Origin of the sequence: Paenibacillus sp. FSL R5-0345 (assembly GCF_000758585.1) — a bacterium.
In the GTDB taxonomy this organism is placed as follows: domain Bacteria; phylum Bacillota; class Bacilli; order Paenibacillales; family Paenibacillaceae; genus Paenibacillus_AQ.
Map to the genome: position 1 here is coordinate 4,181,729 of NZ_CP009281.1, position 23,980 is coordinate 4,205,708.

26 protein-coding genes are annotated in these 23,980 nt (G+C 42.4%); 9 read left to right on the forward strand and 17 right to left on the reverse strand.

Features of this window, described 5'->3' with window-relative positions; translation table 11 throughout:
• Positions 1–43: 43 nt before the first annotated feature.
• Positions 44–1,561: a carboxypeptidase M32 gene (locus tag R50345_RS18530; RefSeq protein ID WP_042128990.1), complete on the reverse strand. Its 1,518-nt coding sequence runs from the start codon at positions 1,559–1,561 to the stop codon at positions 44–46.
• Between the two features lie 163 nt (positions 1,562–1,724).
• Here R50345_RS18530 and R50345_RS18535 point away from each other — a divergent pair, with 163 nt between their 5' ends.
• From R50345_RS18535 to R50345_RS18550, 4 genes are all read left to right on the forward strand, one after another.
• The gene (locus R50345_RS18535; RefSeq protein ID WP_042128993.1) at positions 1,725–2,060 is read left to right on the forward strand and encodes an iron-sulfur cluster biosynthesis family protein; all 336 of its coding nucleotides are present in this window, start codon (positions 1,725–1,727) and stop codon (positions 2,058–2,060) included.
• Between the two features lie 21 nt (positions 2,061–2,081).
• Positions 2,082–2,642: a beta-class carbonic anhydrase gene (locus R50345_RS18540; protein WP_042128995.1), complete on the forward strand. Its 561-nt coding sequence runs from the start codon at positions 2,082–2,084 to the stop codon at positions 2,640–2,642.
• Positions 2,643–2,841: 199 nt separating this feature from the next.
• Positions 2,842–3,273 carry a hypothetical protein gene (locus tag R50345_RS18545; RefSeq protein ID WP_442950209.1) on the forward strand — a complete coding sequence of 144 codons (432 nt, stop codon included), beginning with the start codon at positions 2,842–2,844 and terminating at the stop codon, positions 3,271–3,273.
• Between the two features lie 8 nt (positions 3,274–3,281).
• A complete protein-coding gene (locus R50345_RS18550; RefSeq protein WP_042132285.1) occupies positions 3,282–3,566 on the forward strand; it encodes a YxcD family protein in 285 nt (94 codons plus the stop codon).
• 65 nt (positions 3,567–3,631) lie between these two features.
• On the opposite strand, the gene R50345_RS18555 is transcribed toward R50345_RS18550, so the two are convergent.
• From R50345_RS18555 to R50345_RS18585, 7 genes are all read right to left on the reverse strand, one after another.
• A complete protein-coding gene (locus R50345_RS18555; protein ID WP_042128999.1) occupies positions 3,632–4,648 on the reverse strand; it encodes a S66 family peptidase in 1,017 nt (338 codons plus the stop codon).
• 128 nt (positions 4,649–4,776) lie between these two features.
• Complete coding sequence (locus tag R50345_RS18560) at positions 4,777–5,151, reverse strand: hypothetical protein (RefSeq protein WP_042129001.1); 375 nt, start codon at positions 5,149–5,151, stop codon at positions 4,777–4,779.
• Positions 5,152–5,230: 79 nt separating this feature from the next.
• On the reverse strand, positions 5,231–5,581 hold the full coding sequence (locus R50345_RS18565; RefSeq protein WP_042129003.1) for an Asp23/Gls24 family envelope stress response protein: 351 nt from the start codon (positions 5,579–5,581) through the stop codon (positions 5,231–5,233).
• Between the two features lie 38 nt (positions 5,582–5,619).
• Entirely contained in the window at positions 5,620–6,723 is a 1,104-nt protein-coding gene (locus tag R50345_RS18570; protein WP_042129005.1) for an AI-2E family transporter, read from the reverse strand.
• Between the two features lie 41 nt (positions 6,724–6,764).
• The gene (locus R50345_RS18575) at positions 6,765–8,183 is read right to left on the reverse strand and encodes a sensor histidine kinase (protein ID WP_042129007.1); all 1,419 of its coding nucleotides are present in this window, start codon (positions 8,181–8,183) and stop codon (positions 6,765–6,767) included.
• Complete coding sequence (locus R50345_RS18580; RefSeq protein WP_042129010.1) at positions 8,161–8,865, reverse strand: response regulator transcription factor; 705 nt, start codon at positions 8,863–8,865, stop codon at positions 8,161–8,163. Before R50345_RS18580 ends, R50345_RS18575 begins: the two co-directional genes overlap by 23 nt.
• A 182-nt stretch (positions 8,866–9,047) precedes the next feature.
• Positions 9,048–9,887, reverse strand: a complete 840-nt coding sequence (locus R50345_RS18585) for a DegV family protein (RefSeq protein WP_042129011.1) — start codon at positions 9,885–9,887, stop codon at positions 9,048–9,050.
• Positions 9,888–10,058: 171 nt separating this feature from the next.
• Here R50345_RS18585 and R50345_RS18590 point away from each other — a divergent pair, with 171 nt between their 5' ends.
• Positions 10,059–10,283, forward strand: coding sequence for a hypothetical protein (locus R50345_RS18590; RefSeq protein WP_042129014.1), 225 nt, complete (start codon positions 10,059–10,061; stop codon positions 10,281–10,283).
• A 48-nt stretch (positions 10,284–10,331) separates the two neighbouring features.
• On the opposite strand, the gene R50345_RS18595 is transcribed toward R50345_RS18590, so the two are convergent.
• The 5 genes from R50345_RS18595 to R50345_RS18615 form a co-directional block, all read right to left on the reverse strand.
• Positions 10,332–10,979: a FusB/FusC family EF-G-binding protein gene (locus tag R50345_RS18595; RefSeq protein ID WP_042129015.1), complete on the reverse strand. Its 648-nt coding sequence runs from the start codon at positions 10,977–10,979 to the stop codon at positions 10,332–10,334.
• 228 nt (positions 10,980–11,207) lie between these two features.
• Complete coding sequence (locus R50345_RS18600; RefSeq protein ID WP_042129018.1) at positions 11,208–12,002, reverse strand: PHP domain-containing protein; 795 nt, start codon at positions 12,000–12,002, stop codon at positions 11,208–11,210.
• Between the two features lie 34 nt (positions 12,003–12,036).
• Positions 12,037–12,870 (reverse strand): energy-coupling factor transporter transmembrane component T family protein, encoded by an 834-nt coding sequence (locus tag R50345_RS18605; protein ID WP_042129020.1) that lies wholly within the window; start codon positions 12,868–12,870, stop codon positions 12,037–12,039.
• The gene (locus R50345_RS18610; RefSeq protein ID WP_052414646.1) at positions 12,857–14,605 is read right to left on the reverse strand and encodes an ABC transporter ATP-binding protein; all 1,749 of its coding nucleotides are present in this window, start codon (positions 14,603–14,605) and stop codon (positions 12,857–12,859) included. Before R50345_RS18610 ends, R50345_RS18605 begins: the two co-directional genes overlap by 14 nt.
• Positions 14,598–15,476 carry a DUF8171 family membrane protein gene (locus R50345_RS18615; RefSeq protein ID WP_042129023.1) on the reverse strand — a complete coding sequence of 293 codons (879 nt, stop codon included), beginning with the start codon at positions 15,474–15,476 and terminating at the stop codon, positions 14,598–14,600. Before R50345_RS18615 ends, R50345_RS18610 begins: the two co-directional genes overlap by 8 nt.
• A 180-nt stretch (positions 15,477–15,656) precedes the next feature.
• Between R50345_RS18615 and R50345_RS18620 the strand changes: the two genes are divergently transcribed.
• From R50345_RS18620 to R50345_RS18630, 3 genes are all read left to right on the forward strand, one after another.
• On the forward strand, positions 15,657–16,490 hold the full coding sequence (locus R50345_RS18620; RefSeq protein ID WP_042129025.1) for a MurR/RpiR family transcriptional regulator: 834 nt from the start codon (positions 15,657–15,659) through the stop codon (positions 16,488–16,490).
• Positions 16,491–16,816: 326 nt separating this feature from the next.
• Positions 16,817–18,364, forward strand: a complete 1,548-nt coding sequence (locus R50345_RS30885) for a glycoside hydrolase family 5 protein (RefSeq protein WP_231573813.1) — start codon at positions 16,817–16,819, stop codon at positions 18,362–18,364.
• Positions 18,365–18,554: 190 nt separating this feature from the next.
• Positions 18,555–19,229, forward strand: coding sequence for an SOS response-associated peptidase (locus R50345_RS18630; protein ID WP_042129026.1), 675 nt, complete (start codon positions 18,555–18,557; stop codon positions 19,227–19,229).
• Positions 19,230–19,345: 116 nt separating this feature from the next.
• Here R50345_RS18630 and R50345_RS18635 read toward each other — a convergent pair whose 3' ends face one another.
• The 3 genes from R50345_RS18635 to aroA form a co-directional block, all read right to left on the reverse strand.
• Positions 19,346–20,020: a hypothetical protein gene (locus R50345_RS18635; protein ID WP_042129028.1), complete on the reverse strand. Its 675-nt coding sequence runs from the start codon at positions 20,018–20,020 to the stop codon at positions 19,346–19,348.
• Between the two features lie 218 nt (positions 20,021–20,238).
• Positions 20,239–21,294, reverse strand: a complete 1,056-nt coding sequence (gene aroC / locus R50345_RS18640; RefSeq protein WP_042129031.1) for a chorismate synthase — start codon at positions 21,292–21,294, stop codon at positions 20,239–20,241.
• An 18-nt stretch (positions 21,295–21,312) separates the two neighbouring features.
• A complete protein-coding gene (gene aroA, locus R50345_RS18645) occupies positions 21,313–22,659 on the reverse strand; it encodes a 3-phosphoshikimate 1-carboxyvinyltransferase (RefSeq protein ID WP_042129032.1) in 1,347 nt (448 codons plus the stop codon).
• Between the two features lie 106 nt (positions 22,660–22,765).
• Here aroA and R50345_RS18650 point away from each other — a divergent pair, with 106 nt between their 5' ends.
• Positions 22,766–23,674 carry a LysR family transcriptional regulator gene (locus R50345_RS18650; RefSeq protein WP_042129034.1) on the forward strand — a complete coding sequence of 303 codons (909 nt, stop codon included), beginning with the start codon at positions 22,766–22,768 and terminating at the stop codon, positions 23,672–23,674.
• 36 nt (positions 23,675–23,710) lie between these two features.
• On the opposite strand, the gene R50345_RS18655 is transcribed toward R50345_RS18650, so the two are convergent.
• Positions 23,711–23,971 (reverse strand): helix-turn-helix domain-containing protein, encoded by a 261-nt coding sequence (locus tag R50345_RS18655; protein ID WP_042129035.1) that lies wholly within the window; start codon positions 23,969–23,971, stop codon positions 23,711–23,713.
• Positions 23,972–23,980: the final 9 nt, after the last annotated feature.

A 23,980-nucleotide genomic window follows, 5' to 3' on the forward strand; every position in this document is an offset into this window, starting at 1 on the left:
CGTCTAAGCTTTCTTTCTATTATACCACGCGTACCCTACTTGATTACAGTTTGTAAATCTCCGTATACTTCGCTTCTAAATAATCAGCCAAATAATCCGGACTTAGCGGTTCACCTGTTACTTGTTCAATGATTTGGGATGGCGTTAAGCTATTTCCGAAACGATAGATCTTTTCCGTTAGCCATTCTTTAATAGGGAGCAGGTTTCCTGCTGCAATCAATTCATCAAACTCCGGTAACTCTTTGCGAAGTGTATTCAAAATTTGTGCAGCGTACATATTACCTAAGGAGTAGGAAGCGAAGTATCCGAAATCCCCACCAGACCAATGGACATCTTGCAGCACACCAAGTGCGTTAGAAGGTGGAGTAATACCTAGATACTCTTGATACTTAGCATTCCATACTTGAGGCAAGTCTTTTACAGAAAGTCCTTCATTAAAAATAAGCTTCTCGATCTCATAACGCACGATAATGTGCAGATTGTATGTAAGCTCATCTGCTTCGATCCGGATAAATGAGTTCTCCACGCTATTGATCGCCCGGTAGAAATCTTCCAAATCCACATTTGCAAGCTGCTCTGGGAATTGTTGTTGAAGATCCCCGTAATAACGTTGCCAGAAGGCCCGGCTGCGTCCGATCATGTTCTCCCATAGTCTCGACTGAGATTCATGAATCCCCATCGATGCACCTTGTGCCAGTGGTGTTCCAACAAAATCCTTGCTGATATTTTGCTCATAAAGCGCATGTCCACCTTCATGTAGTGAGCTGAATATGGCGCTAGTCACATTATCAAGCAGGTAAGCGGTCGTAATACGAACGTCGCCTGGATTCAATCCTGTAGCAAAAGGATGCACACTCTCATCTAAACGACCTGCGTCAAAATCGTAGCCCATTTGCTCTAAAATAAAGTTGCCGAACTTTTCCTGCTGCTCTTTAGGGAAGATCTGCTGTAAGAAGCTTGTGTCCGGCTTATTAGGCGAAGCTGCGATAGCTTCTACGAGTGGAACCAAACGGCTACGCAGCCGGCTGAATACTTCATCCACTTTTTCTACCGTAAGATCGGGCTCATACATATCCAGAAGCGTATCGTACCGCGTTCCTTTTACACCCCAATAATCGATAAATTCTTGTTTCAGAGCAACTATCTTGCTTAGGTAAGGCTCAAAAGTGGCAAAATCATCGTTTTCCTTAGCTTCTTCCCAGATCGTTTGGGAATGTGCGGACAGAACAGCATACTCCTCAAATCTTTTGGAAGGGATGCTCTTGCTGCGCTCATATTCTTTACGGCAATCGGTAACGATCTTCTTCTGATCATGTGATAGCTGGGTAATCACTTCAGGACGGGTAAAAAATGCTGTAAAATCTCCCATTTCCTCCGAAATTCCGAGTCTGAACAATTCTCCACTCAGCATCCCTATCGTACCCGAACGAACCTCTACTCCCTTACGCGGCGCACCGGTGCGCAAATCCCAATGAAGTAATTCTATGGCCTCTGAATATCCACTTATTTTTGATAATAACTCGCTAAATTTCTCCCACTGTTCCTTCACTTGCTGTTCCATTTTATTACACCTGCTTTCTCTGTTTTGCCGACTCCTCTTGATGATACTTTTTTGAATGAGTATAATCAACTTCAGAGATTACATCTCTAATTTAAAATATTCAATGGGTTACATAAGAAGCAGGACCTGCTTCGCACAAAATTCGAAGGAGCGTGAACAGGCTATGATGATTCAAGTTACACCTCTCGCAGAAAGGAAGTTAAAGGAAAGGCTTGAAGATCGGCCAGGATTTTTCAAGCTCTTTTATGATACGGAAGGCTGCGGGTGTGACGGAATTAATGTATTACTAATTGTTTCAGAAATGGAGGACGGCGATTCTAGGATTGAAAATGATTCCCTTCCCTTTATCGTAAGCCGCCAGCAAGAAATTTTTTATGAAGACAAGATGCGTCTAGATGCCGAGGAACGATTCTCTTCCTTTAAGCTAGACAGTGATTCACAGATTTACGGAAAAAATATCCTGGTCAGAGATATGCGTAATGTAAGTACAATTCAGTAATTTTAGGGAGGAAAAACAGCCATGAGCCATGTATCCGATATTATTAACTTTAATAAGAGTTTTGTAGAGAATAAAGAGTATGAAGCATATTTAACTAGTCGTTATCCAGATAAAAAAATGTTGATTATCACTTGTATGGATACCCGTCTGGTTGAACTATTACCAAAAGCTATGAACTTTAAGAACGGTGATGTCAAAATCATCAAAAATGCCGGAGCGGTTATTTCTCAACCTTTTGGTAGTGTTATGCGTAGTGTAATGGTTGCACTGTATGAGCTTGATGCTGAAGAAGTTATTGTCGTTGGACACTATGAATGTGGTATGGCTTCCCTCAACGCAGACCATATGATCAATTCCATTAAAGAACGTGGAGTATCCGAAGAGGTGCTGAACACGCTGGAGAATTCCGGAATCAAGCTAACCAAATGGCTCCGCGGTTTTGACAACATAGAACAAGGGGTCATTCAGACCGTAGACTTGATTAAACGTCATCCACTGCTTCCTTCTGATGTACCTGTTCATGGCATGATCATTGATCCCGCCACTGGAGCGCTTGAGCTAGTCGCTGACGGGTATAAATGATTTAAGTAACAACCTTATAACAGTTGATTGCGTGGATCCTGGATCCACGCTTTTTTCGATTAAAAAAGTATAAGTTATGACAAGCATAAATTTTCTTATATTTTAAATAAAAATTGAAACCTCATGGGACGTGCTGCGTATTAACGAATATGCACACAAATTCATACTCACAGGAGGGTTTTCGTACTAAATGAAACCAATGAAACGCGTAATGATGATTGTAATGGCCTTTACTCTATTTTTCGCCGTAGCTACCCCGAACTTTGTGGATGCGAAGCGAGGTGGTGGCGGATTTAAATCCGGCACTCGCAGCTATTCAACAACTCCAAAAAAATCAACAACCGATAACGTAAGAAAAAGCGATAGCACAAAAAGCTCCACAGCAGGATCTACTGCTGCAAATACGAAACGCGGATTTTTCAGCGGTGGCGGCTTAATGAAAGGTATGATGATCGGCGGTTTGGCTGGGTTAATGTTCGGCGGTATGTTCGCCGGTATGGGTGCCCTCGGTAACATTCTAGGACTCGCCATTAATATGCTTGCTATCTATGTACTCGTAATGCTTGTGATGTCCTTCTTCCGTCGTAGAAAAGAACGTCGCCGCTTAGAAGATCAAGGTGGTCGTTACTAATGTCAACAATGGTTCTAAGCATGGATGAGATTATCAACGCCCTATGTTTACACATGGCTGAACGTAAAGCGGTTCGCCCTGAAGATGTTCAGGTAGAACTGAGCTGGGAAGAAGACACTGGCTACTCTGCTGAGGTTTGGGTACAGGGACGTAGTCAATATCTAGTGGAGTCCAACATGATCGAGGCGATCCTGCGTTACATGCTTAGCGAATATGGCATTCGTGCCTATCGCGAAGATGTAAGGCTAGACCTGGATGAGGAAATCACCGCGATTGTAACTACACAGAACTAAGCCTTCTAGCGACAAATATAAGAAAAGGGACAGCCCAAGTGGTTGTCCCTTTTTTTTGTATGCACCTATTCATAGAAAAATTGCTTTACCGTTCCTACTCCGTTCGCCACATCAACTTCAGCGTACGCTCCGTTAATCAGCGTAATTTGCGGTGGAATATGACCACAATCAATATCATACACTATGGGCACTTGAAGCTCTTCAGAAAGCTCAGCGTAGATGTCTTCGGCCGTATAGTTCTCTACTGGCCGATTAGCAGGACTTCTGCCAAACATAATGCCAGAACAATTCTCGAACCAACCTGCCAGCTTCATCTGAACTAATGACCTGCGTACATCAACCGTATTCAGTTCGCAATTCTCTAAGTACCATAGGATTGGTTCATTGTTAATCATTTTTTCTTGAAAATGCCGCAGATTGCCAAATGGTGTGCCTATCAGATGCCTAATTACATCTATGCAGCCCCCTAGTAGACGCCCTTTCATAGTTACAGGGACAGATGTTACAGTCTTCCAACTGGTAACTTCTGTCAAGTGGAATACATAAGGCGTTGGAGCATCATGCTGCCATTCCCCTTGATATTTATCGGATGAACGCTGGACAATAGAATCGCCTACTTGCGTCGTAAGTACCGCTTCCCACATCGCTGTGGTATCATCCGAATACTCCCCTCTTAAATCAACAAGGTTTGTCCCATGAGCCGTTGCAATCCCTGTTCTTAACGTAACTGCAAGGAGCAGCACACTAATGTCCGAATACCCTAAGATCCACTTATTCTTCATGGTATCAAAATCAATAAATTCAAGAATCTCAATCAACAACTCCCCGCCCCAAGGCGGAATAATTATATCAATATGCTCACTGCCCATCATCTCGTTAAACTCCTGAGCACGAACTTTAGCGGGTGCGGACTTGGCCTTCTCTTGCGTCCATACAGTCTCCCCACAAATCACTTCAAATCCTTTAGACTCCAAACGACTTGTAGCCAACTTAATTAACTCCGCATTTTGAGCGCCTACACCAGATGAAGGTGCTGTTACCCCTACTGTCGCATTCTTGTTCAAAATAGGATATCTAATCATATGACACCTCCAGTTTATAGCAATTATATCAAGAGTACACATCATTTACACAAAAAAAGAACATGGCTAGTCGCGTCAACGTGCAATCGCGATTTCAGCACATGTCCTTATTCAATATAATGTACACTTTAGAGTAAAGAAATAGCAAGTAACTCGAACAACACAAGCGGCAAGATCACATTATTATTAGGAGGACCTGGGTATGGACCTGGATATGGGCCAGGGCCAGGACCCGGATGCGGATGATAAGGCTGGTATGGATTATAATATCCGCGTGACATTTGCCCATTCACCGCAACGTTCAAATACAAATGTTTATTATCTACTCCGGCAATAGTACCTTCGTGCACTAAGCCATCTAAAGTCTGTACATTCACCCTATGGTTTAAGTAGGGCTTGCAAGATTGATGCAGGGAATCACGAACACCGTGCAGGTGCCGGATCACCGCAGGATCGGCCTGATAAATCACATTCTGCTCTTGCCCAGTGTTATATGTCGACATGGATGCTCTGACCTCCGTAAATGGATTTGCTCCATTCTATGCAGAAGCCTATATCACGGTGCCTATTTGAGAGACATCATTATACTGGGAGGGCTACTTTCTCAACTTTCACATTTACCGAGACAAGGGACAGACCCATCATATTTTCCACTGCATTTCGTACATTTTTCTGCAACATATAACAGACCTCTTGAATTACACATCCGTAATTAACAATAACCCGCAGGTCGATGGCAACGTCTACTTCTTTTACTTCTACAGACAATCCTTTTTTCACATTTTTACCGCCCAAACGTTTGGCCCAGTTGTCCGAAATATTGCTTCCTGACATTCCAGCGATACCTGGCGTTTCCAGAACCACCTGTCCAACGATCGATGTGACTACATCATCTGAGATATGAATTAATCCTTGCTCCGTTCCTTCATTCATATAAACAACCTCCATCATATTTGATAATTTAAGAGATATTAAAGGCTCTCCTCTACCTCTACTTCTACCTCAGCCCTGTGGTTCTTAACAAACAAATTATACACTTTGGTCAAGAGGATTTTCACAATCATATACAGTGGAATAATCAGCAATATCGCAATAATCCCGCCTATATCTCCACCAACCAACACTAAGATGATCGTTGTCAGCGGATGAATATCAAGCTTTTTCCCAAAAATGTAGGGAGCGATCAGATTATCCTGAATTTGCTGAGCTACAAGAACGATGATGATGGACCATACTGCAATGGACGGCGATTGGATGAATCCTATAATAAAGATTGGGATACTGGAGAGAATTGCACCAATGAAAGGTACAAAATTCATCACTACGGCAATCACTGTCAGCAACAATGCATACTGTAGTCCAATAATAAGGAAACCAATATACATCAGAACACCAAGCGCCAGATTGACTAATACCCGCCCAACGATGAATCCACTTAACGCACTGTCAATTTCACTCATCATTGAAGTCCCTTCTCCACGATACTTCTTTGGAAAGAAACTTACAATCTTACGACCAAATTTCCCACCTTCCTTAAGCATGTAAAACAACATGATAGGAAAGGTAAATAAAATAATCGCGAAATTTGAAACAAAGGAGAATAGACCCGTAACGTAATTCGAAATCAGATTAAATCCTTTATTCAAATATTCAGTCAATTGGGAAGCAAGGTCCATATCTGCTGGGATAATAGAAGCCAAAAATCCACTGTCCTCGAGCCTCAATAGCTGCTGATTCACGGCTGCGATCAGATTTGGCATATTATCGACAAAATTAATGAGCTGTGTTCGAAGTGAAGGCCATACACCAATACTAAAACCAAACAAAAGCAATGCAATGACCACATATACGATGATGATCGCAACAGAGCGATTAAGTTTATATCTCTCCAAAGTATTGATTAGAGGTCGGAGTAAATAATAGAAAAATCCTGCCAACATTAAGGGCACGATAATAACATTGAACAAAGACAAGATTGGACTGAAAATAAAATTAACTTGCGAGCCTAAAAATACGATGCCTAACACCAAAAGGATCGCTATACAAACTCGAATGAATGTGTTCAGTTTAGCCATAGTTCTCTCCCATCTTCTATTTTTGGGTGTCTTTCATCTCGCTATTTGGGAATACGTATGGTGAATACCGTTGGTTCCTTCTTTCCGCGACTGAGATGAAGCGTGCCACCCATTTTCTCTGTATTTTTCATAGCAATGGATAAGCCAAGTCCCGTTCCACCTGTAGTTGACCGCGCTTTATCTCCACGAACAAACGGATCAAAAAGCGTTGACCAAAGCTCTTCAGGAATGCCTACTCCGGTATCTGCAATTTCAATAGCAACCTCACTCTCTGCGGGTATAACCTCCACGCGTAAATGAGTGCCTGGCGGATTATAGGTCAAAGCATTGGAGATCAAATTATGAACTACACTCGAGAGCAGCTCCGCATCAAAGCTTGCGAATACTTCCTGTTCCGGAACATTCAGCTGCAGGATAAAGTTCTTTTGTTCTATCTCACCATAAGAGTCTGCAACGATTTCACGAATAAATTCACCCAGTTCTTGACGTTCCATACGTAACAAAAAATCCGGGGAATCTATTTTGAGCAGCTCCACCATATTTTGAATCAGCTTAGTCACTTGCGAGGATTTATTATAGATATAGGTTAAATACCGTTTTTGGCGTTCTTCATCCTCACCACGACCCTCAACCAATGCCTGTGCAAAACCCTGTATACTCGTAATAGGCGTCTTCAGATCATGGGAAAGATCGACCATCATACGTTTCTTACTTTCCTCTGCTTGGCGTTTCTCTTTGGTCGTCTTCTCAATTACGTCCGCCATATAATTAAAAGTCTCCCCAATTTGAGAAAATTCTTTCTCTGCATATAACGAGATACGAGTATCATAGTTCCCTTCAATCATCTGCTTCAAACCAAGCGTAATGATCCGCAGCGGCTTCCTGATTCTTCGTGCCACCCAATAGCTATACACGATAATAAGCATGAGAACCATGCCGACTCCAAAAAAGACATAGTATGAAATAGAGTGGTTGAAGTAAGCAACCAGTGGGTCACTATTAATTGAAATATCAATCACTTCTCTAGGAACCTTTAGAAGCAGCCATTCTGATTCATTCTGAGTACTACGTGTAGCCAATGAGTAGTAGTACTCCTGGTCTTCTCCGTTTTCCAGACTTTTCAAGAGCTGGTCATCGGTATATTGTGTTACATTATCTTTCTTCTCCCCAACAACCTCAATAACCATCTTGTCTTGATCCAAGACCTCTATCCATCCACTGCTACGCAGAAGGCGTTTGGTTTCTATCCCATGCTCCAGATTATCTCGGTAGGCACTTGCTTCAACCTTTAAATCTGGATCAGCGATTTTATTTTTTTCGAACATATGGGTCACATCAAGATTAATGAACAAATAATAAACAATCACAAGAAAAAACAAAATGCAGATGAACAACAAAAAATCCAGCGTTAGCGATGATTGTAAAGGTCGTTGATCTCTATTGCTCCATAGGCGCTTCAATTTTGTATCCCAGCCCTCTAATAGTCTTTAAATAAACCGGCTTTTTGGAATCTTGCTCGATCTTTTCACGGATATTACTGATATGTACCATGATACTATTATCTTCGTACACATAGAAATCTTCCCATACAGCCTCATATATTTTTTTCCGTGTAAAGACCCGTCCCGGTTGCTTCATCATTAATTCCAGAATTTTGTACTCGGTAGAGGTAAGGACGACAGGTTCCCCTGAACGATAGAGCAGACACTGGCTTTGATCCAGCCTCAATTCTCCCAATACAATCTGTTCAGCGGCCTTTTCTTCAATGATTTGTGCGTCAAAATGATGCACCCTCCGCAACAAAGCTCCTGCACGAGCTACAATTTCCAATGGATTAAACGGTTTAGAAATATAATCATCGGCACCGAGTTCAAGTCCCAGGATTTTATCATAATGTTCGCTTTTTGCAGATAAAAACAACACCGGAAAATGATGAACCTCACGAATCTTTTTCAATAATTGCAATCCGTCTAAACCAGGCATCATAATATCAAGAATCGCTAAATCAATTTTATGGTTCTGAACTTGCATTAACGCTTCGGTACCACTGTTCGCTTCCACAATGTTGTACTCTTTCTCTAAATATAATCTCAACAATTCTACAATTTCTGCTTCATCATCTGCGATCAGAATTGTATACATAGTAATCACCCCATCTAACTATAAGCTTCGATTATTAAACCCACCTAAATGCAATCTAAAGAAAAGCTAAATTATCACGTCCATCAACCAAGTCATATTAATTCATATATTTAAATAAAAATCGCACACAGGAACTCGTCCCATGTACGATCGTAAAATCCCAAAAATCAAAATATCAGGTCTTAAAAAGCTACCCCAATTCCACCTTCACCCGCATAGGTTCCCATTACAGGCCCCATACTTGAGAGTAAAACCTCTTTGAAGGGGTGCTTTTGTAAAATACGCTCTTTAATTTCAAGCGCAAGCTTCTCACAGTTACTGTGTACTATAGCGATAACAGCCTTCTCGTAATCATGCTGCTTCTCATCCAAATGTGCAAGCAGACGGTTTAATGCCTTTGGAAGACCCCGGGTCTTCTCTACTACCTCAACGGTGCCCTCTTCGCTGATTTTGAGCAGTAATTTAATATTTAGCACGGAAGCAACTGCCCCCGATATCCGACTTAGACGTCCGCCTTTCATCACGTTCTCAAGTGTATCCAGTGTGAAATAAGCGCGAACTTCGTCAATTTGCTGAAGCACCTTTCCCTTCAGTTCTTGCAGACTCGTACAAGTCAATGACCACTTGGCTGCGAGACCCACAATCAGTGACAAACCTCCTGAGAAGGTCTTAGAATCTATAACCTCTATCGCATTGGAGTGCCCTTCTTCTTGATACATTTCCATAGCGATCATAGCAGTCTGATAAGTGCTACTAATATTAGAGGACATACATATGACCATAATGTCAGTGCCTTCCTCTACTTGCCTGAATGCCTCAAGGAATTGGTTTGGACTTGGACTTGCCGTAGTGGGCAGCTCCTTGGATTCAGCCATTTTAGCATAAAAGGTTTTCGTATCCGTATCCTCAGGCATAAGCTCATGCCCAAAGTGAACCGGTAGATGGATGACGGAAACATTATACTTCTCCATGTAGTCAAGGGGTAGGTCAGAACCGCTGTCTGTTATGATCTTGATTGCCATAATATAAGTACTCTCCTTTCAATATCAGTACTATTATAGCTATCATAAAATGAAATCTCCAGTAACCTTTATAACTTGAAAAATCCTTCGATTTGTGCTTATGTCTTTCTTCCTTAACTTGTCCTAATATGATATGGTTTATGAATAAGCGTATAGAAATGGAGTGTATGTATGAGTAAGGGAAGAGTATGGAATAGAGGCAAGCATGACGGAACAGGACTATCAAGGAAAAAAAGTGTAGATCAAGAAGTAACAGCATCTACTGAAACAGAGAACAATGAAGCATCGAATGAACTATCAAATTCTAGAATTGATACAGTTAAACCGATGAATCGTACAAACTGGGTAACTCGTCCAACGCGGGTCATCAATAAAGATTCCAAAGATAAACAATAACGTTGAAAAAAAGGCTGCCCTCAAGGGCAGCCTTTGCTAATCTAAACCTCATGCACGTGTGGAGAGAATAAATCTCTCAAGTGCTGCTGTATCCGTAATCCTATGATTACATTCTTGGCTTTCTATGCATATATATTGGCCAATAGAGGAGTAATCATCCGGCGAGGATTTCGCAAGCTTGGTCTTGACCGTAAAAAAGGCAAGCTGTTGCTGCCGATTACAGAACAAGCAATAGCCCTTCTTGTTCATAGGTGTCATTCTTCCCTCGATACCGATAAACTGCCCTTCGAACGGATATACGATATATAATTTGTTGGTAGCAATATCTATCCAGCTCAGATATGTCATATATCGAAAGTCAATCACTGATAAATCCGGTACCTTCAGCTTCTTATTCTTAGGAAATAACTTCTGAACTTGTTTCGGCGTAATCTGTGGAAAAGGTTCTAAATAAACTTCTAATCCACTTAGAAACTTCTGAAAATCATCTGCCGTCTCAAAGGTAGATATTTGTTGCAGCATCTGCTGCTGAGTATCATTAAGTGTTGGAAAAGCTTCTATAACGTTCAACGATGAACGATATCTCACAGTCTCCAAGACTCTTCGATCTGCTACAGTTCGCAGTGTTTTCAGAAGAAAATCTGTTTGCTTCTTAATAAAATTATATTGATGGTTTCTAATAAATGGTGTGTTCATTGCTTTTCAGCCCCTTATTTATATTGAAATTCCATAAGGTGCAAAGCCCATTATTAGAAACGATATGTTTAGTTTGGGCGATCATCCATCTATCGCACCTCACGCAAAGTATCGCCCTAATTTAGGCTTTGCGTGAGGAACTTCTAGCTAATGGGCAAACCAGCATTAGCACAGTACCACCTCCAAATACATTCACGAAAAAAGTATAACAGGAATGTTTGGAACCGACTAGACCCTATAGCCAACCTCTGCTTCATCTCTGGAGGGAGCTTCACCGATCAACTGCTTCAATAGTTTCTTCATCATGACCGAGGCCTTCACTTTAGTATGAAGACAAGGTGAGAGCTCAATTTCGTAGTTGCCTTGCTTAATCGTTTCTTTCAATTCCTCAACAGTGGAGCAGTTGGTATTCAACCGATTCAATACGCTCCCATATTGCAGACATTGATGACTATCACTGCCGGCGATCACGGGTACACCCAACGTCTTCGCAAAGGGTGTAATCAGGTTCTTATAGGTCTCTGCTCCCTGCATGTAAATATCTTTTGCATTGAAATCAAAAGCATCTAATCTCCGAAGCAGCTCTGGGTCCAGTTGATGTAATGGCGTAGAAGTGCGGAAGGGATGTGCTCCAATTTTCCAAAGGTTATGTTCGTCCGCCATATCAAGCAATCTCTTAAAAGCAATAAAATTGCCCTCTTGAGTATGCTCTTCCAGTAAAGCTCGAACCGCTAGCACATTCTCCTTAAGTCCGATCAGCAGGATATGACCTGTCTCCGCAATATCCACTTCCATACCCGGAAACAGTTTTAGCCCATTTACATCATAAAAATGCCCGTTATAGGGATACATCTGATCCAGTTCTTCATACATTGCAAAGAAATTCGAAGTGTTAAAATGCTCAGTCAAAGCCACTGCCTGTAATCCATTCGCTTTTGCCTCAAACATCATTTCAGCAAAATATTCTGGGGAAAACGTTGATTTCTTAGATAATTTACCGTGTGTATGCAGATCAATATTCATGACTAATTCGTCTCCTTTGAGCTTGTAAGTTATGTTAATACACCAGTTTAGGGTAGAGATAACCGATCCAGAATAGCAAAATGATATAAGCCGTGGAACCGGATAAAAAATACCAGTCGGACCGCTTCATTTTCAAGTAAGATAGCTTGATCTTCTTCACTTTCTTATTGTTCAAACCGTAGCTAAATCCCCTAGTTTCAAGCGCCTCGATCGTGGTCCGAGAACGTTTAGCTGTGTTCAGCATAAGTGGGTAAAAGGCCAAAATTACAATTCGTAAATAATACGTTGCCGTTCTCCAATACAACAGTCCATGTTGCAGGGGTCTTTGCCCTCTCAGTCTGAAAGACAACAAAATCTGATGAAATTCCTCCAGTAGCGTAGGCAAAATACGATAACCATAAGATAAGCTAAATGCAAACGTATCAGGTATTCCTAAAGATAGCAGGCCGTCACTAAGCCTTTCCGGATCGAGACTAGAGAACACCGTAATACTCGCTAGTGAAATCACTGAGAGCTTAAGCGTCAGCGTCAACATGGGTAGCAACGATTCAATCCCTCCGCCGAAAAAGAGCGACAGGATGAACATCCACCCAATTTGGCTGATTAATCCCAAACACAATATGAAAATAATATATGGACTGACGCGGGAGAGGACTGTCGTTAAGACCATTAGTACGAACACCCCTAACAGGACCGTACGGTTATGTACGAACCAAGGTACTATGGCAAAGAACAAATACCAGAGCAGCAGAGTTCGCGGGTCGAGTCTCCCTAGAAAAGTGCTGCTGCTGTTATAAGCCGTCCCTAAGAGTTCCAGTTTGATTTGTTCTACAGATATACGGTCAAGTGCCCGTTTAACGGCTTCCATGAATTGCTGCCACCTCCTTCTGTACTTCCACTAGACTTACGAAGTCCTCCAAGCTGCTGCAAATGCGGGGCAGACCGAGCAACCGACTCAGTTCCATCAATTGTGTCTGAGCCAGACCCGCACGCCGTAATAGAAGTCCGTCCGCGAAGATTTCATCTTTCGTTCCGTCAGCAATAATTTGACCTTGATGCATAACTATAATCCTAGTCGCCCATTCTGATACAAGTTGCATATCATGAGTCGCAATCACAACCGTCTCAACATGGCTGCGAAGCGTATCTAGTACATGTACCATTTCCTGTTTCGTCGAAATATCCAGATTCGCCGTTGGTTCATCGAGCAGCATGACAGCAGGACGAACCGCTGCTCCAATAGCCAGTGATACACGGCGCTGCTGACCTCCACTCAGAAGACGAGCGTCACGTTCTGCTAATTCACTGAGCCGGAATGCTGTGAGCATTTCTTCTACTCTCTCTTCTGCGTCGACTAGCTTTCGCGCTTTCAAATAATAAGCAATTTCTTTACGTACAGAATCCTCAATAAACATTTCCTCTGGGTTCTGAAATACGTAAGCTACGGTACCGGAAAGACGCTCGGGTGGCAGACCGTTCACAACCATCCCCTTCACATTTACCGTTCCTGCTGTAGGTCTGACAATTCCAGCAATCAGCTTCATTAAAGAAGATTTGCCCGCTCCGTTGTTTCCAATAAGAGCAATAGATTCACCTTGCCGCAGCTCTAACTGAACACCATTCAAAACAGGATGCATCGTCTTATGAATCGTGCGATAAGATAGGTGAACATTCTCCATCTGAACGACGTGCTTCACTTCCCCAGTTATAGTAAGGGATTGCTCGTAATTAGGCGCAGATGATTCCGTTCTCACGATCGCATCCTGGCGAAGCACCATGTGGGCGCTCCCTTCCGCAGCATTTAAGGGAAGTAAGTGGGTTCGCGGTGCATCAGATTGCAACAGCCAAGCTGCACGGGTGACATCCGGTGGATAGATGCCAAGCTCCAACAGTTCTTTTACAGATGAAAGAGCCTCCCTTACAGGCTTCTGCCATCGAACCTCCCCCTTATCCATCAGGACGACATTCTTACAATAGTCTGCAATAAATTCCGCATGGTGTTCGATTACTACAATGGTCTTCCCCTGCTCCTCGTTCAATCGGCGCAAAATATCATAAATATGGCGGGCATGCTGTGGATCCAGCTGAGCTACTGGTTCATCAATAACGAGAATTTCTGGATCCATCGCTAGAGCTCCGGCAAGAGCGAGCAAGTGCTTTTGCCCACCACTCAATTGCCAGATAAATTCATTTCTTAAATCGCTAAGTCCGGTTAGCGCCAGTGCCCGTTCTCCCCGTTCCTTATAATCGGCAAATCCATAATTGAGCGGTGTAAACGACACATCGTCAAGTACCGTCGGGCGTACCAACTGATTCTCAAAATCCTGATATACATATCCTATATGTTTGGAAAGCTCCGCTACACTTTTCCCATCCGCCGGTTGACCGCAGATCGTCACCTCACCCGCGAAATCACCTGTGTAATAATGAGGAATTAAGCCGTTAAAACATTTACAGAGCGTGGATTTTCCCGAACCGTTACTACCTATAATGGCAATGAAATCTCCTTCATCTAACTGCAGAGATACATCTCGCAGTACTGGTTGTTCAGCTCCCGGATAAGTAAAGGTGACCCCATTCAGTTCGAGTATTGATTTACGCATCTACTTGACCTGCTTCCTGTCTTTTACGTGCTGACCGCCGAATGAGGGATATAATCGCTGTTGCTGCAACAACTGCTGCTACCAGCATACTCAGCCAAATCAAGCTCTCTTCATTGGACTCTGCCCAAGCAAACTCAAAATCACCAAAATTCCATCCGGATTCCGACAGCAATTCCGATCCAAGCGCAACCATTACCAGAATTGTTCCAGAAATGACGAGCTTAGGAGATAACCAAGCCCCTGTTGCATATTTCATATTCCGTTCACGCGGCTTCATGCCAAGTAAAGGTTCGATCTTTCCATATAAGCGTGGAACCAGATACATGGTAGGAATCAAAGCGAACAAGATACCAGAGAAGAGTACATCATTCAAAAAGCCAACTCCCTCAATGACTACGATACTCTCTGCTAGACCTTTAACAGCTTCAAGCTCTTCTACACCCACCCATACCTTCACTATATCCACAACAGAGCTGAAGAACTGATGAATCACTACACCAGTAATCGCCGCCACTCCAACCTGTCTGCGATTCTTCGGATCGGATACCATACGACCTGCAGTATACATCGCTAGTGAGAAGGTAATGAATTTCTCCAGTTCTCCTAACCCACCAAATTGACCTAACATCAGTTCCCCGAAAATCACTTCACCTACAGCTGCCCCAATGGCCGCATATAAAGGATGAAACAACATACATAAGGTCAAAGGAATGAAAGCAAAATATTCAATCGATAATTCAATGGGGCCTAGTTTGATCCCAGGCACTAGCTCCGTGAACATATTGGACAAACCGTAAAGCGACATCGATAGTACAAAAATCATCATTTTTTGTGACTGTGTCAGCATGTAGCGCGTTTTTATCGTACTCATGAATATTTGGCCTCCCTACAGGAATTTATCTTCATTATAAGAAGGTCTTGTCAGCACAACTTTTACCAATTGTTAAATGAGAGTAATATTTTTTTCAATATTTTTAACGTTGTAAAAATATTTACAACATCTTCGCACGATATATTCTATTTATCGCTTCATATTAGGAGGAATGAAAAATTGTATAAAGATTGGAATCGCCGCGCTTTCTCACCAAATCAACGAATTATTGCTGACTTTATCCAGAAAAATGAGCAACGTGTGGTCTATATGACCGAACAGGAAATGGCCGATGAGCTTAAATTGAGCATCGCCTCCGTCTCTCGTTTCTGGAAAGCGGCTGGATACAACCATGCCAAGGATTTCAAGAACCGACTTCGTTTCCGTTTCGAGTCCACACCTTCCATAAAAATGCGTGATGCCATGCAAAGATCGGATGATAGTTCACTCCCTCAAGTACTGCTGGACAATTGCTCACATCATCTACAAGAAACACGCCGCTATTTGAGCGACGAGGCACTGCAACGTGCAATAGAAGCATTATCTACAGCTCGCATTGTATATGTATATAGCCCCGGTCCATGTGCTGGATTGGCGGAGCTGATGATCTATCGTATGGCGCGTTTTGGATTACAAATGAAAAAAATGGCTCCCAGCGGACACGAGTTGTTAGAGTCCTTGATGCATGCTGATAAACAAGATGTAGTACTTGTCTTTGGATTCGTTCAACTGTTACCGGAAATCGAAGTGATTCTGGACCATTCACGGGAAGTAAAATATCAGGTCATCTTGATCACCGACAGACTCGTATATCCTCGATCCCAAGATGCAGATATTGTACTGTATGCCGGGAGAGGTGAGGTATGGGAATTTCACTCTATGGTCGGTCCCACTTATATCATCGAGAATCTGATTCTTGGAGTAGGTTTAGCAAATAGGGATAGTAGTCTGAGCAAGCTGGACAATTTGCAGCAGCTAAGAGCGCAGTATGGAGGAAAGCTTCCGCGGAGCTAGGATTAAATACGATAACAAAAAGATAACAAAAACACATATTTTTCGAATATTCTAGCGGTTTATTAAGTTTTTTTATTCAAAATCACTAATCAACAATTAAAAACAAGTTTCCCAAGAAAAAAAATGGTCAACTGTATAAAATAATTATACGCCCCCTAAATAACATAATGCTAATATAATAACGACAATTCCTATGAAGTTAGCAATTCCTCGAAAGCATAGTTAAATATGTCACCCTCATTATTCAAACACTAGGAGGTGAACGCACGCTACAGGTATTAACCTAATGAGGGTTTACATAAATAAAATTCATGGGGTGGTTTTTAGTGATTTTACGCAAGTGGTTGATTGCTTTTTTCGCATTTTTACTGATGTTCTCGTGGACTGGACAACTTACGAACAAAGCACATGCTGCAAGCGGATTTTATGTAAGCGGTACCAAATTATTGGATGCTACAGGACAACCATTTGTGATGCGAGGAGTCAATCATGCGCACACATGGTATAAAGATCAACTATCCACCGCAATACCAGCCATTGCCAAAACAGGTGCCAACACGATACGTATTGTACTGGCGAATGGACACAAATGGACGCTTGATGATGTAAACACTGTCAACAATATTCTCGCCCTCTGTGAACAAAACAAACTAATTGCCGTTTTGGAAGTACATGACGCCACAGGAAGCGATAGTCTTTCCGATTTAGACAACGCCGTTAATTACTGGATTGGTATTAAAAGCGCGTTGATCGGCAAGGAAGACCGTGTAATCATTAATATAGCTAACGAGTGGTACGGAACATGGGATGGAGTCGCCTGGGCTAATGGTTATAAGCAAGCCATACCCAAACTGCGTAATGCTGGTCTAACTCATACGCTGATTGTTGACTCCGCTGGATGGGGACAATATCCAGATTCGGTCAAAAATTATGGGACAGAAGTACTGAATGCAGACCCGTTAAAAAACACAGTGTTCTCTATCCATATGTATGAATATGCTGGGGGCAATGCAAGTACCGTCAAATCCAATATTGACGGTGTGCTGAACAAGAATCTTGCGCTGATTATCGGCGAATTTGGTGGACAACATACAAACGGTGATGTGGATGAAGCCACCATTATGAGTTATTCCCAAGAGAAGGGAGTCGGCTGGTTGGCTTGGTCCTGGAAGGGAAATAGCAGTGATTTGGCTTATCTCGATATGACGAATGATTGGGCTGGTAACTCCCTCACCTCGTTCGGTAATACCGTAGTGAATGGCAGTAACGGCATTAAAGCAACTTCTGTGTTATCCGGCATTTTTGGAGGTGTAACGCCAACCTCAAGCCCTACTTCTACACCTACATCTACGCCAACCTCAACTCCTACTCCTACTCCTACTCCTACGCCAAGTCCGACCCCGAGTCCGGGGAATAACGGGACAATTTTATATGATTTCGAATCAGGAACTCAAGGTTGGTCGGGAAACAATATTTCGGGAGGCCCATGGGTCACCAATGAATGGAAAGCAACGGGAGCGCAAACTCTCAAAGCCGATGTCTCCTTACAATCCAATTCCACGCATAGTCTATATATAACCTCTAATCAAAATCTGTCTGGAAAAAGCAGTCTGAAAGCAACGGTTAAGCATGCGAACTGGGGCAATATCGGCAACGGGATTTATGCAAAACTATACGTAAAGACTGGGTCCGGGTGGACATGGTACGATTCCGGAGAGAATCTGATTCAGTCAAACGGCGGTACCATTTTGACACTATCCCTCAGCGGCATTTCGAATTTGTCCACAGTCAAAGAAATTGGGGTAGAATTCCGCGCCTCCTCAAACAGTAGTGGCCAATCAGCTATTTATGTAGATAGTGTTAGTCTGCAATAGACTTATCTGTAAAAAACTCCAGGTTATATAGGAAGCTTAATAATTCGAGAAGCCGTTACCTAACGGCTTCTCTTTTGCTATCAAGGATTGATTGAAAACTTAATTCATCCTCACTTCGAATGACTACGAAAGCCATGAATAATTTACCTTCTTTTACAAACACTACGAAACAAAAGGAGGCTGATGTTTCATGTGTCAACGTTTTTCCCTGGCGGCCGAACTGCAGGAAATTAGGGATCATTTTGAAATTAACCGGGTGATGTACTACTATAAAGACCGCTATAACATTAGTCCCACGCAGGATATGCCGGTAGTTTTACAACAGGATGGAGAGCGAATTCTAGATGAGTTCCGTTGGGGGTTCGTTCCTTATTGGGGAAAAGATGCAATCAATGCAGATCTCCGAAATGTGCATCAGAATCCAACCTATCGCAAGATGGTGGACAAGCATCGTTGTATTATTCCGTGCAATGGATTTTACTATTGGAAAAAAGAAGGCAAGAAGACTTATCCAGTTCGGGTAGTCATGAATAATCGCAGTATGTTCGGAGTAGCTGGTCTATACGAAATTTGGCGTGATACGCGCGGGGAACCTCTTCGCACCTGCTCTCTGGTCATGACAGAGGCTAACCCACTGATTAGTGAATTTGAGAGCCGGATGCCGGCGATTTTGTCCCCCCAGGATATCACTCGATGGCTTGATGAGGAGACCAATGATCTTGAAGCACTGAATCCGATTCTGCGGCCTTATTCAGCAGATGAAATGCAGGTGTACCCGGTCACACCAATGATTAACAACAACAGAAATGACTCGGCTGAATGTATTCGGGAAATGGATTTGAACGAGTCCTGGGTAAAGCCGTGAAATAATTACAGATTTGAACTAGAACTCCCTAATAAATAAGCAGCGGTGCTAGTGCTAGAAACCAAAGCCTTAGCACCGCTGCTTTATTGTTATCGGTGAACACTGAAAGCAAGTGGTCACTTGAGTTCGGATTCATATTGTTCAAGCTTTTCAAAAACACCATTTACCCATTCTTGGTTATCCCATAGCTTGGGATTGTTAAGCTTTCTAACCGCAGGGTGACCCGTTGTGATAGTATCTACACCATCTTTGTATCCAAAGTACAAATCAACTAATTCTAAAGACTTATTTGAAGATTGAACTAGTAATTCGCAAGTCATTCCAGACCCTTCGTTTGAAAAAGGTAATCTTAAATAGTAAAGATTCTTATCAAGTTTCTTAAACTCTACTTCCTTAAACTCATTATCAAAGCCGAAATTCACACTACTGGCACCATTCAATTCCTGCTTTTGTGTTAATTCCAACATTTTATCTGTGAATTTAAGAAGATTTGCATTCGAGATGTAGTTCTCAAATGATACAATTTCTTGTTTTGTAACAGCTCCGGTATAAAGATTAACGAAAGCTTTTCCAAAAGCCTCAATGGAAACATAATCATCTTCACTGATCTGATCTTCTTTAATGAAAAATTGTTGATTAGCCAACTCACTTAATAGTTCTGTTGCTGATTTCTCTGACGGTTCAACAGATGCTTCTATCTTTGATATCGATTCAATGGAATTGTCATTTATTGTGGTAGGGTTTAAAACAAATAACATCAACACTACAATACCTAACGTGAATATTCTCATAAAACCACCTTTCTAATAATTATATAGAAAATAGTTTTTCCTATAAAATCTATGACTCATCCTATGATTCCATAATATACTAATAAAGGTTTCTATATATAGTTAAATTGGAAATTCATCTCTTTCTTTGCTAAAACTTATTCTTTGCATAAGGATATGCGTAAAGCTTAAAAAGCCCATTAGCGCAATATGCGGTAATGGGCGAGACGGCTCATGAATTATCCAAGCATAGCAGCTTGTCGTTTATACTGATCCTCCAGCACTAAACAGACCATAGCCTCTACAACAGGGACAATTCTCGGGCAAATACATGGATCATGTCTACCTTCAGTGCGTATCTCTTGTTCTTCGCCTCTGATGTTAGTCGTTTGCTGTGGTACAGAGATGGAAGACGTCGGTTTTACGCTAATCCGAAATACGATTTCTTGTCCGGTGCTAATTCCCCCGATGATTCCTCCGGAATGATTGGTAAGGAAACCATCGCCATTCATCGCATCATTATGTTCACTCCCCAGCATCGTTGCCGCTTCGAAGCCAGCTCCAAATTCTATCCCTTTAACTGCGCCAATGGACAGCATGGCTTTCGCCAGTTCTGCATCCAATTTATCGAAAACCGGCTCTCCAAGACCCGGAATTACGCCACGAATGCGGCATTCCACGATGCCTCCACAGCTATCTCCAACCTCAGCTAACCGCTCAATCTTTTGAATCATCTTGGCAGCTGCAATCGGATCACAGGCGCGGACAGCATTTTGTTCAATAATCTCCTCATCGAAGGATTCACACTTTATACCACCGATTTCTTGTGAGTATGCTACTACCTGTACGCCTCTTCTCTCTAACAGCTTACGGGCTATTGCACCTCCAGCCACTCTTGCCGCAGTTTCTCTACCTGAAGCACGTCCGCTACCGCGATGATCCCGGATGCCGTATTTCTCTAAATAAGTAAAATCGGCATGGCCCGGCCGAAAAGCATCCTGTATCTCACTATACGCTTCTGGCCTCATATCGTGGTTTTGTAGAACTACAAAGAGTGGTGTCCCTGTTGTTTTACCCTCAAATACTCCTGATTGTATGTGGACAACATCATATTCTTTACGAGGCGTAGTCACTGAAGACTGACCCGGTTTTCTCCGATCCATTTGCTTCTGAATATAAGCTTCGTTAATCTCAACGCCAGGTGTTACACCATCCACTATGACACCTACCGACACACCATGTGACTCACCGAAGGTTGTAATTTTGAACACTTCACCGAATGTATTTCCTGCCATTATATATGCACCCCTTATTTAATATTGGATCTGTACACCTAACGCTGACAATCTGTCAAAATAATCTGGACAGGTCTTGGAGACACAACCAGGGTCAATTATCTGAATATTCTCAATCTTCAAGCCGATTAAAGAAAGCGCCATAGCCATGCGATGATCGTCGTGAGAATCTAGCAAAGCGGGAATAGGCTGACCCGGATATACCGTTAGGCCATCTTCAAACTCATCCACACGGATTCCGAGCTTACTAATTTCCTCACATATCGCGGATATCCGATCACATTCATGATGTCTGATATGCGCAGCATCTTTTAAAGTGATTGGAGCATCGGCAAAAATAGCCATAGCAGCCACAGTTAGTGTTTGATCCGACCATTTCTTCATACTCACTGTGAATCCACCCTTAATCTGTGGGACACCTTGTACTTCAACATAGTTCTCCCCATGAAGAACGGTACAGCCCATTAACTCCAGAACGTCTAAGAACTCGATATCAGGTTGACTTGTATTGCTAGCATTGATCCCTTCAATTCGTACACGCCCTGCCGTAAGCGCAGCTACCGCCCAAAAGTAACAGCATGTGGATACATCAGGCTCTAAAGTAATCGTGTGACCTTGATACTTTCCTGTTGGAACTGTTATCGAGTGACCGTCCTGAGAGGCTTCTGGTGTTACACCAAATGAAGCCATCATAGCAAGAGTCATCTCGACATAGTCTCTTTGCACAACTTCACCATCAATAAACACGGTTACCGGTTCTTTGGCATACGGTGCAGCTAGCAGCAATCCGCTAATAAATTGACTTGAAGTAGAGCCGGGTAGTGTTGCCTTTCCTCCTTGCAGACCTTGTGTCTCTAATGTAAAAGGTAAACAGCGTTCGGCTTGCTTATACTCAAACTGTGCGCCAAGGTTCGTTAATGCGTCGAGTAATGGCGCCAGAGGTCGCTCACACAGTCGTTTACTTCCATTCATTGTCCAAGTGCCATTCCCTGCCGCGAGTGCAGCGGGTAAGAATCTCGCAACTGTGCCTGCCGCTCCTACATATAGTTCCCCAGTCGGATTCGGCCAATTGCCTCCACATCCCTCGACAACTGCTGACTCTTCATCTATCACAACGGAAATTCCAAGTTTCTTTAAGGATTCAATACACCAATAAGAGTCGTCACTTCTTAATATTCCCTTTATTTCTGAACGTCCTTCAGCTAAAGCAGCGATTATCAAGGCCCGATTCGTCAGACTTTTGCTCCCTGATATAATTATCGTCCCATTGATTGCCGCTTCCGCTGGACTAACCTTCACTACTTGTTTATCGCTATTTGTTGACCAAGGAGAACGCGCTTCTAAGTCCGGTTGATTGGATTCCATTACATCCACCCCTTTGAATTATTCCTCTAGACTGATTATAATAAATGAAATGAAATAAATGAAATCGTATTTTCACTATAATGATATAGAGGTGATCTATACCACCATGTTCAACTTAGAATGGTATCGAATTTTCTGGCAAACGGCACGTCATCGAAATTTAACAAAAGCAGCAGCGGAACTGCATATTACACAGCCCTCTGTGAGTTATGCCATTAAACAGATGGAAGAGGCCTTGGGGCTGAAGCTGTTTCACAGGCTATCCAAAGGTGTAGAACTTACAGAAGAAGGGCGAGCTCTTTTCGAATATGTAGAGCAATCCTTTACCATGCTGGATTCTGCACAAAAACATCTGAAGAACTTGAAGCAATTAAATGAAGGAGAAATACGCATCGGAGCTAGCGATTATCTGATCAAGCATCTTTTGTTGCCGCAGTTGAACACCTTTCATAGCACATACCCAGGTATACGAATTCGGCTTTCACATGGGAAGACACCCGATATCACTAAGCGTTTAAAAGATGGTGAGATCGACTGCGCCTTTGTACATATGCCTCTTCAAGATCCACTGCTAAACATCCAGACACTCGCGGTGTTGGAGGATTGTTTTGTAGTTGGTGAAGCCTATAAAGAAATAGCGAATCGTTCTTTAACCATGAAAGAAGTGTCAGATCTGCCGTTAATCCTATTTTCACAGGGGAGCAGTACAAGAGTATTTGTAGAGCAATGGTTTGCAGCTAAGGGACTATCGGTAATTCCAGATATTGAATTGGGGAGCATAGAACTGCTAGCAGAGTTCGCTAGATTAGGGTACGGGGCTGCTTTTATTAGCCGTTCTTTCGTGCAAGAGGATATTCATAGTCGAAAACTTTATGAGCTGAAGCTAGACGATCCGCTTTTACCTCGCAGTATAGGTTTTGCAGTACGACGGGATAGAAAGCTATCTGTTGCGGCTGAGCATTTCGTTCGGATGATTGGTACGCAGTTATCAGAGGATGTTAAATTCTTTGACTGACTGAAAAAAAGAAAAAAACACCGGAATTCCCAGTGTTTACTTCATTCCTAAAGCTTCTTTCATTTGTGGGATAGATAAACCGTTGGCTTTCATCTCTTTGATCCAAAGAATGCGTGCGACGGTTTCCTCTCTTTTATATCTGCGTGTTAAATTCTCCTCCGCCTGTTCAAAGGGCAGCATGCCTTCTTCTGTGTAATGTTTGAGTGTACTGTAACGGGCATTTGTGATTCTTACCAATTCACCTATAGATACATACTCTGACGCCAAAATATTCTCCATGGTACGTTGTCTAGACATGGATTACCA

Bases quoted from the DNA above. Each gene is read 5' to 3' on its own strand.
- R50345_RS18530 (WP_042128990.1), bottom strand. From the start codon at position 1,561: ATGGAACAGCAAGTGAAGGAACAGTGGGAGAAATTTAGCGAGTTATTA.
- R50345_RS18535 (WP_042128993.1), top strand. From the start codon at position 1,725: ATGATGATTCAAGTTACACCTCTCGCAGAAAGGAAGTTAAAGGAAAGG.
- R50345_RS18540 (WP_042128995.1), top strand. From the start codon at position 2,082: ATGAGCCATGTATCCGATATTATTAACTTTAATAAGAGTTTTGTAGAG.
- R50345_RS18545 (WP_442950209.1), top strand. From the start codon at position 2,842: ATGAAACGCGTAATGATGATTGTAATGGCCTTTACTCTATTTTTCGCC.
- R50345_RS18550 (WP_042132285.1), top strand. From the start codon at position 3,282: ATGGTTCTAAGCATGGATGAGATTATCAACGCCCTATGTTTACACATG.
- R50345_RS18555 (WP_042128999.1), bottom strand. From the start codon at position 4,648: ATGATTAGATATCCTATTTTGAACAAGAATGCGACAGTAGGGGTAACA.
- R50345_RS18560 (WP_042129001.1), bottom strand. From the start codon at position 5,151: ATGTCGACATATAACACTGGGCAAGAGCAGAATGTGATTTATCAGGCC.
- R50345_RS18565 (WP_042129003.1), bottom strand. From the start codon at position 5,581: ATGAATGAAGGAACGGAGCAAGGATTAATTCATATCTCAGATGATGTA.
- R50345_RS18570 (WP_042129005.1), bottom strand. From the start codon at position 6,723: ATGGCTAAACTGAACACATTCATTCGAGTTTGTATAGCGATCCTTTTG.
- R50345_RS18580 (WP_042129010.1), bottom strand. From the start codon at position 8,865: ATGTATACAATTCTGATCGCAGATGATGAAGCAGAAATTGTAGAATTG.
- R50345_RS18585 (WP_042129011.1), bottom strand. From the start codon at position 9,887: ATGGCAATCAAGATCATAACAGACAGCGGTTCTGACCTACCCCTTGAC.
- R50345_RS18590 (WP_042129014.1), top strand. From the start codon at position 10,059: ATGAGTAAGGGAAGAGTATGGAATAGAGGCAAGCATGACGGAACAGGA.
- R50345_RS18595 (WP_042129015.1), bottom strand. From the start codon at position 10,979: ATGAACACACCATTTATTAGAAACCATCAATATAATTTTATTAAGAAG.
- R50345_RS18600 (WP_042129018.1), bottom strand. From the start codon at position 12,002: ATGAATATTGATCTGCATACACACGGTAAATTATCTAAGAAATCAACG.
- R50345_RS18605 (WP_042129020.1), bottom strand. From the start codon at position 12,870: ATGGAAGCCGTTAAACGGGCACTTGACCGTATATCTGTAGAACAAATC.
- R50345_RS18610 (WP_052414646.1), bottom strand. From the start codon at position 14,605: ATGCGTAAATCAATACTCGAACTGAATGGGGTCACCTTTACTTATCCG.
- R50345_RS18615 (WP_042129023.1), bottom strand. From the start codon at position 15,476: ATGAGTACGATAAAAACGCGCTACATGCTGACACAGTCACAAAAAATG.
- R50345_RS18630 (WP_042129026.1), top strand. From the start codon at position 18,555: ATGTGTCAACGTTTTTCCCTGGCGGCCGAACTGCAGGAAATTAGGGAT.
- R50345_RS18635 (WP_042129028.1), bottom strand. From the start codon at position 20,020: ATGAGAATATTCACGTTAGGTATTGTAGTGTTGATGTTATTTGTTTTA.
- aroC (WP_042129031.1), bottom strand. From the start codon at position 21,294: ATGGCAGGAAATACATTCGGTGAAGTGTTCAAAATTACAACCTTCGGT.
- aroA (WP_042129032.1), bottom strand. From the start codon at position 22,659: ATGGAATCCAATCAACCGGACTTAGAAGCGCGTTCTCCTTGGTCAACA.
- R50345_RS18650 (WP_042129034.1), top strand. From the start codon at position 22,766: ATGTTCAACTTAGAATGGTATCGAATTTTCTGGCAAACGGCACGTCAT.
- R50345_RS18655 (WP_042129035.1), bottom strand. From the start codon at position 23,971: ATGTCTAGACAACGTACCATGGAGAATATTTTGGCGTCAGAGTATGTA.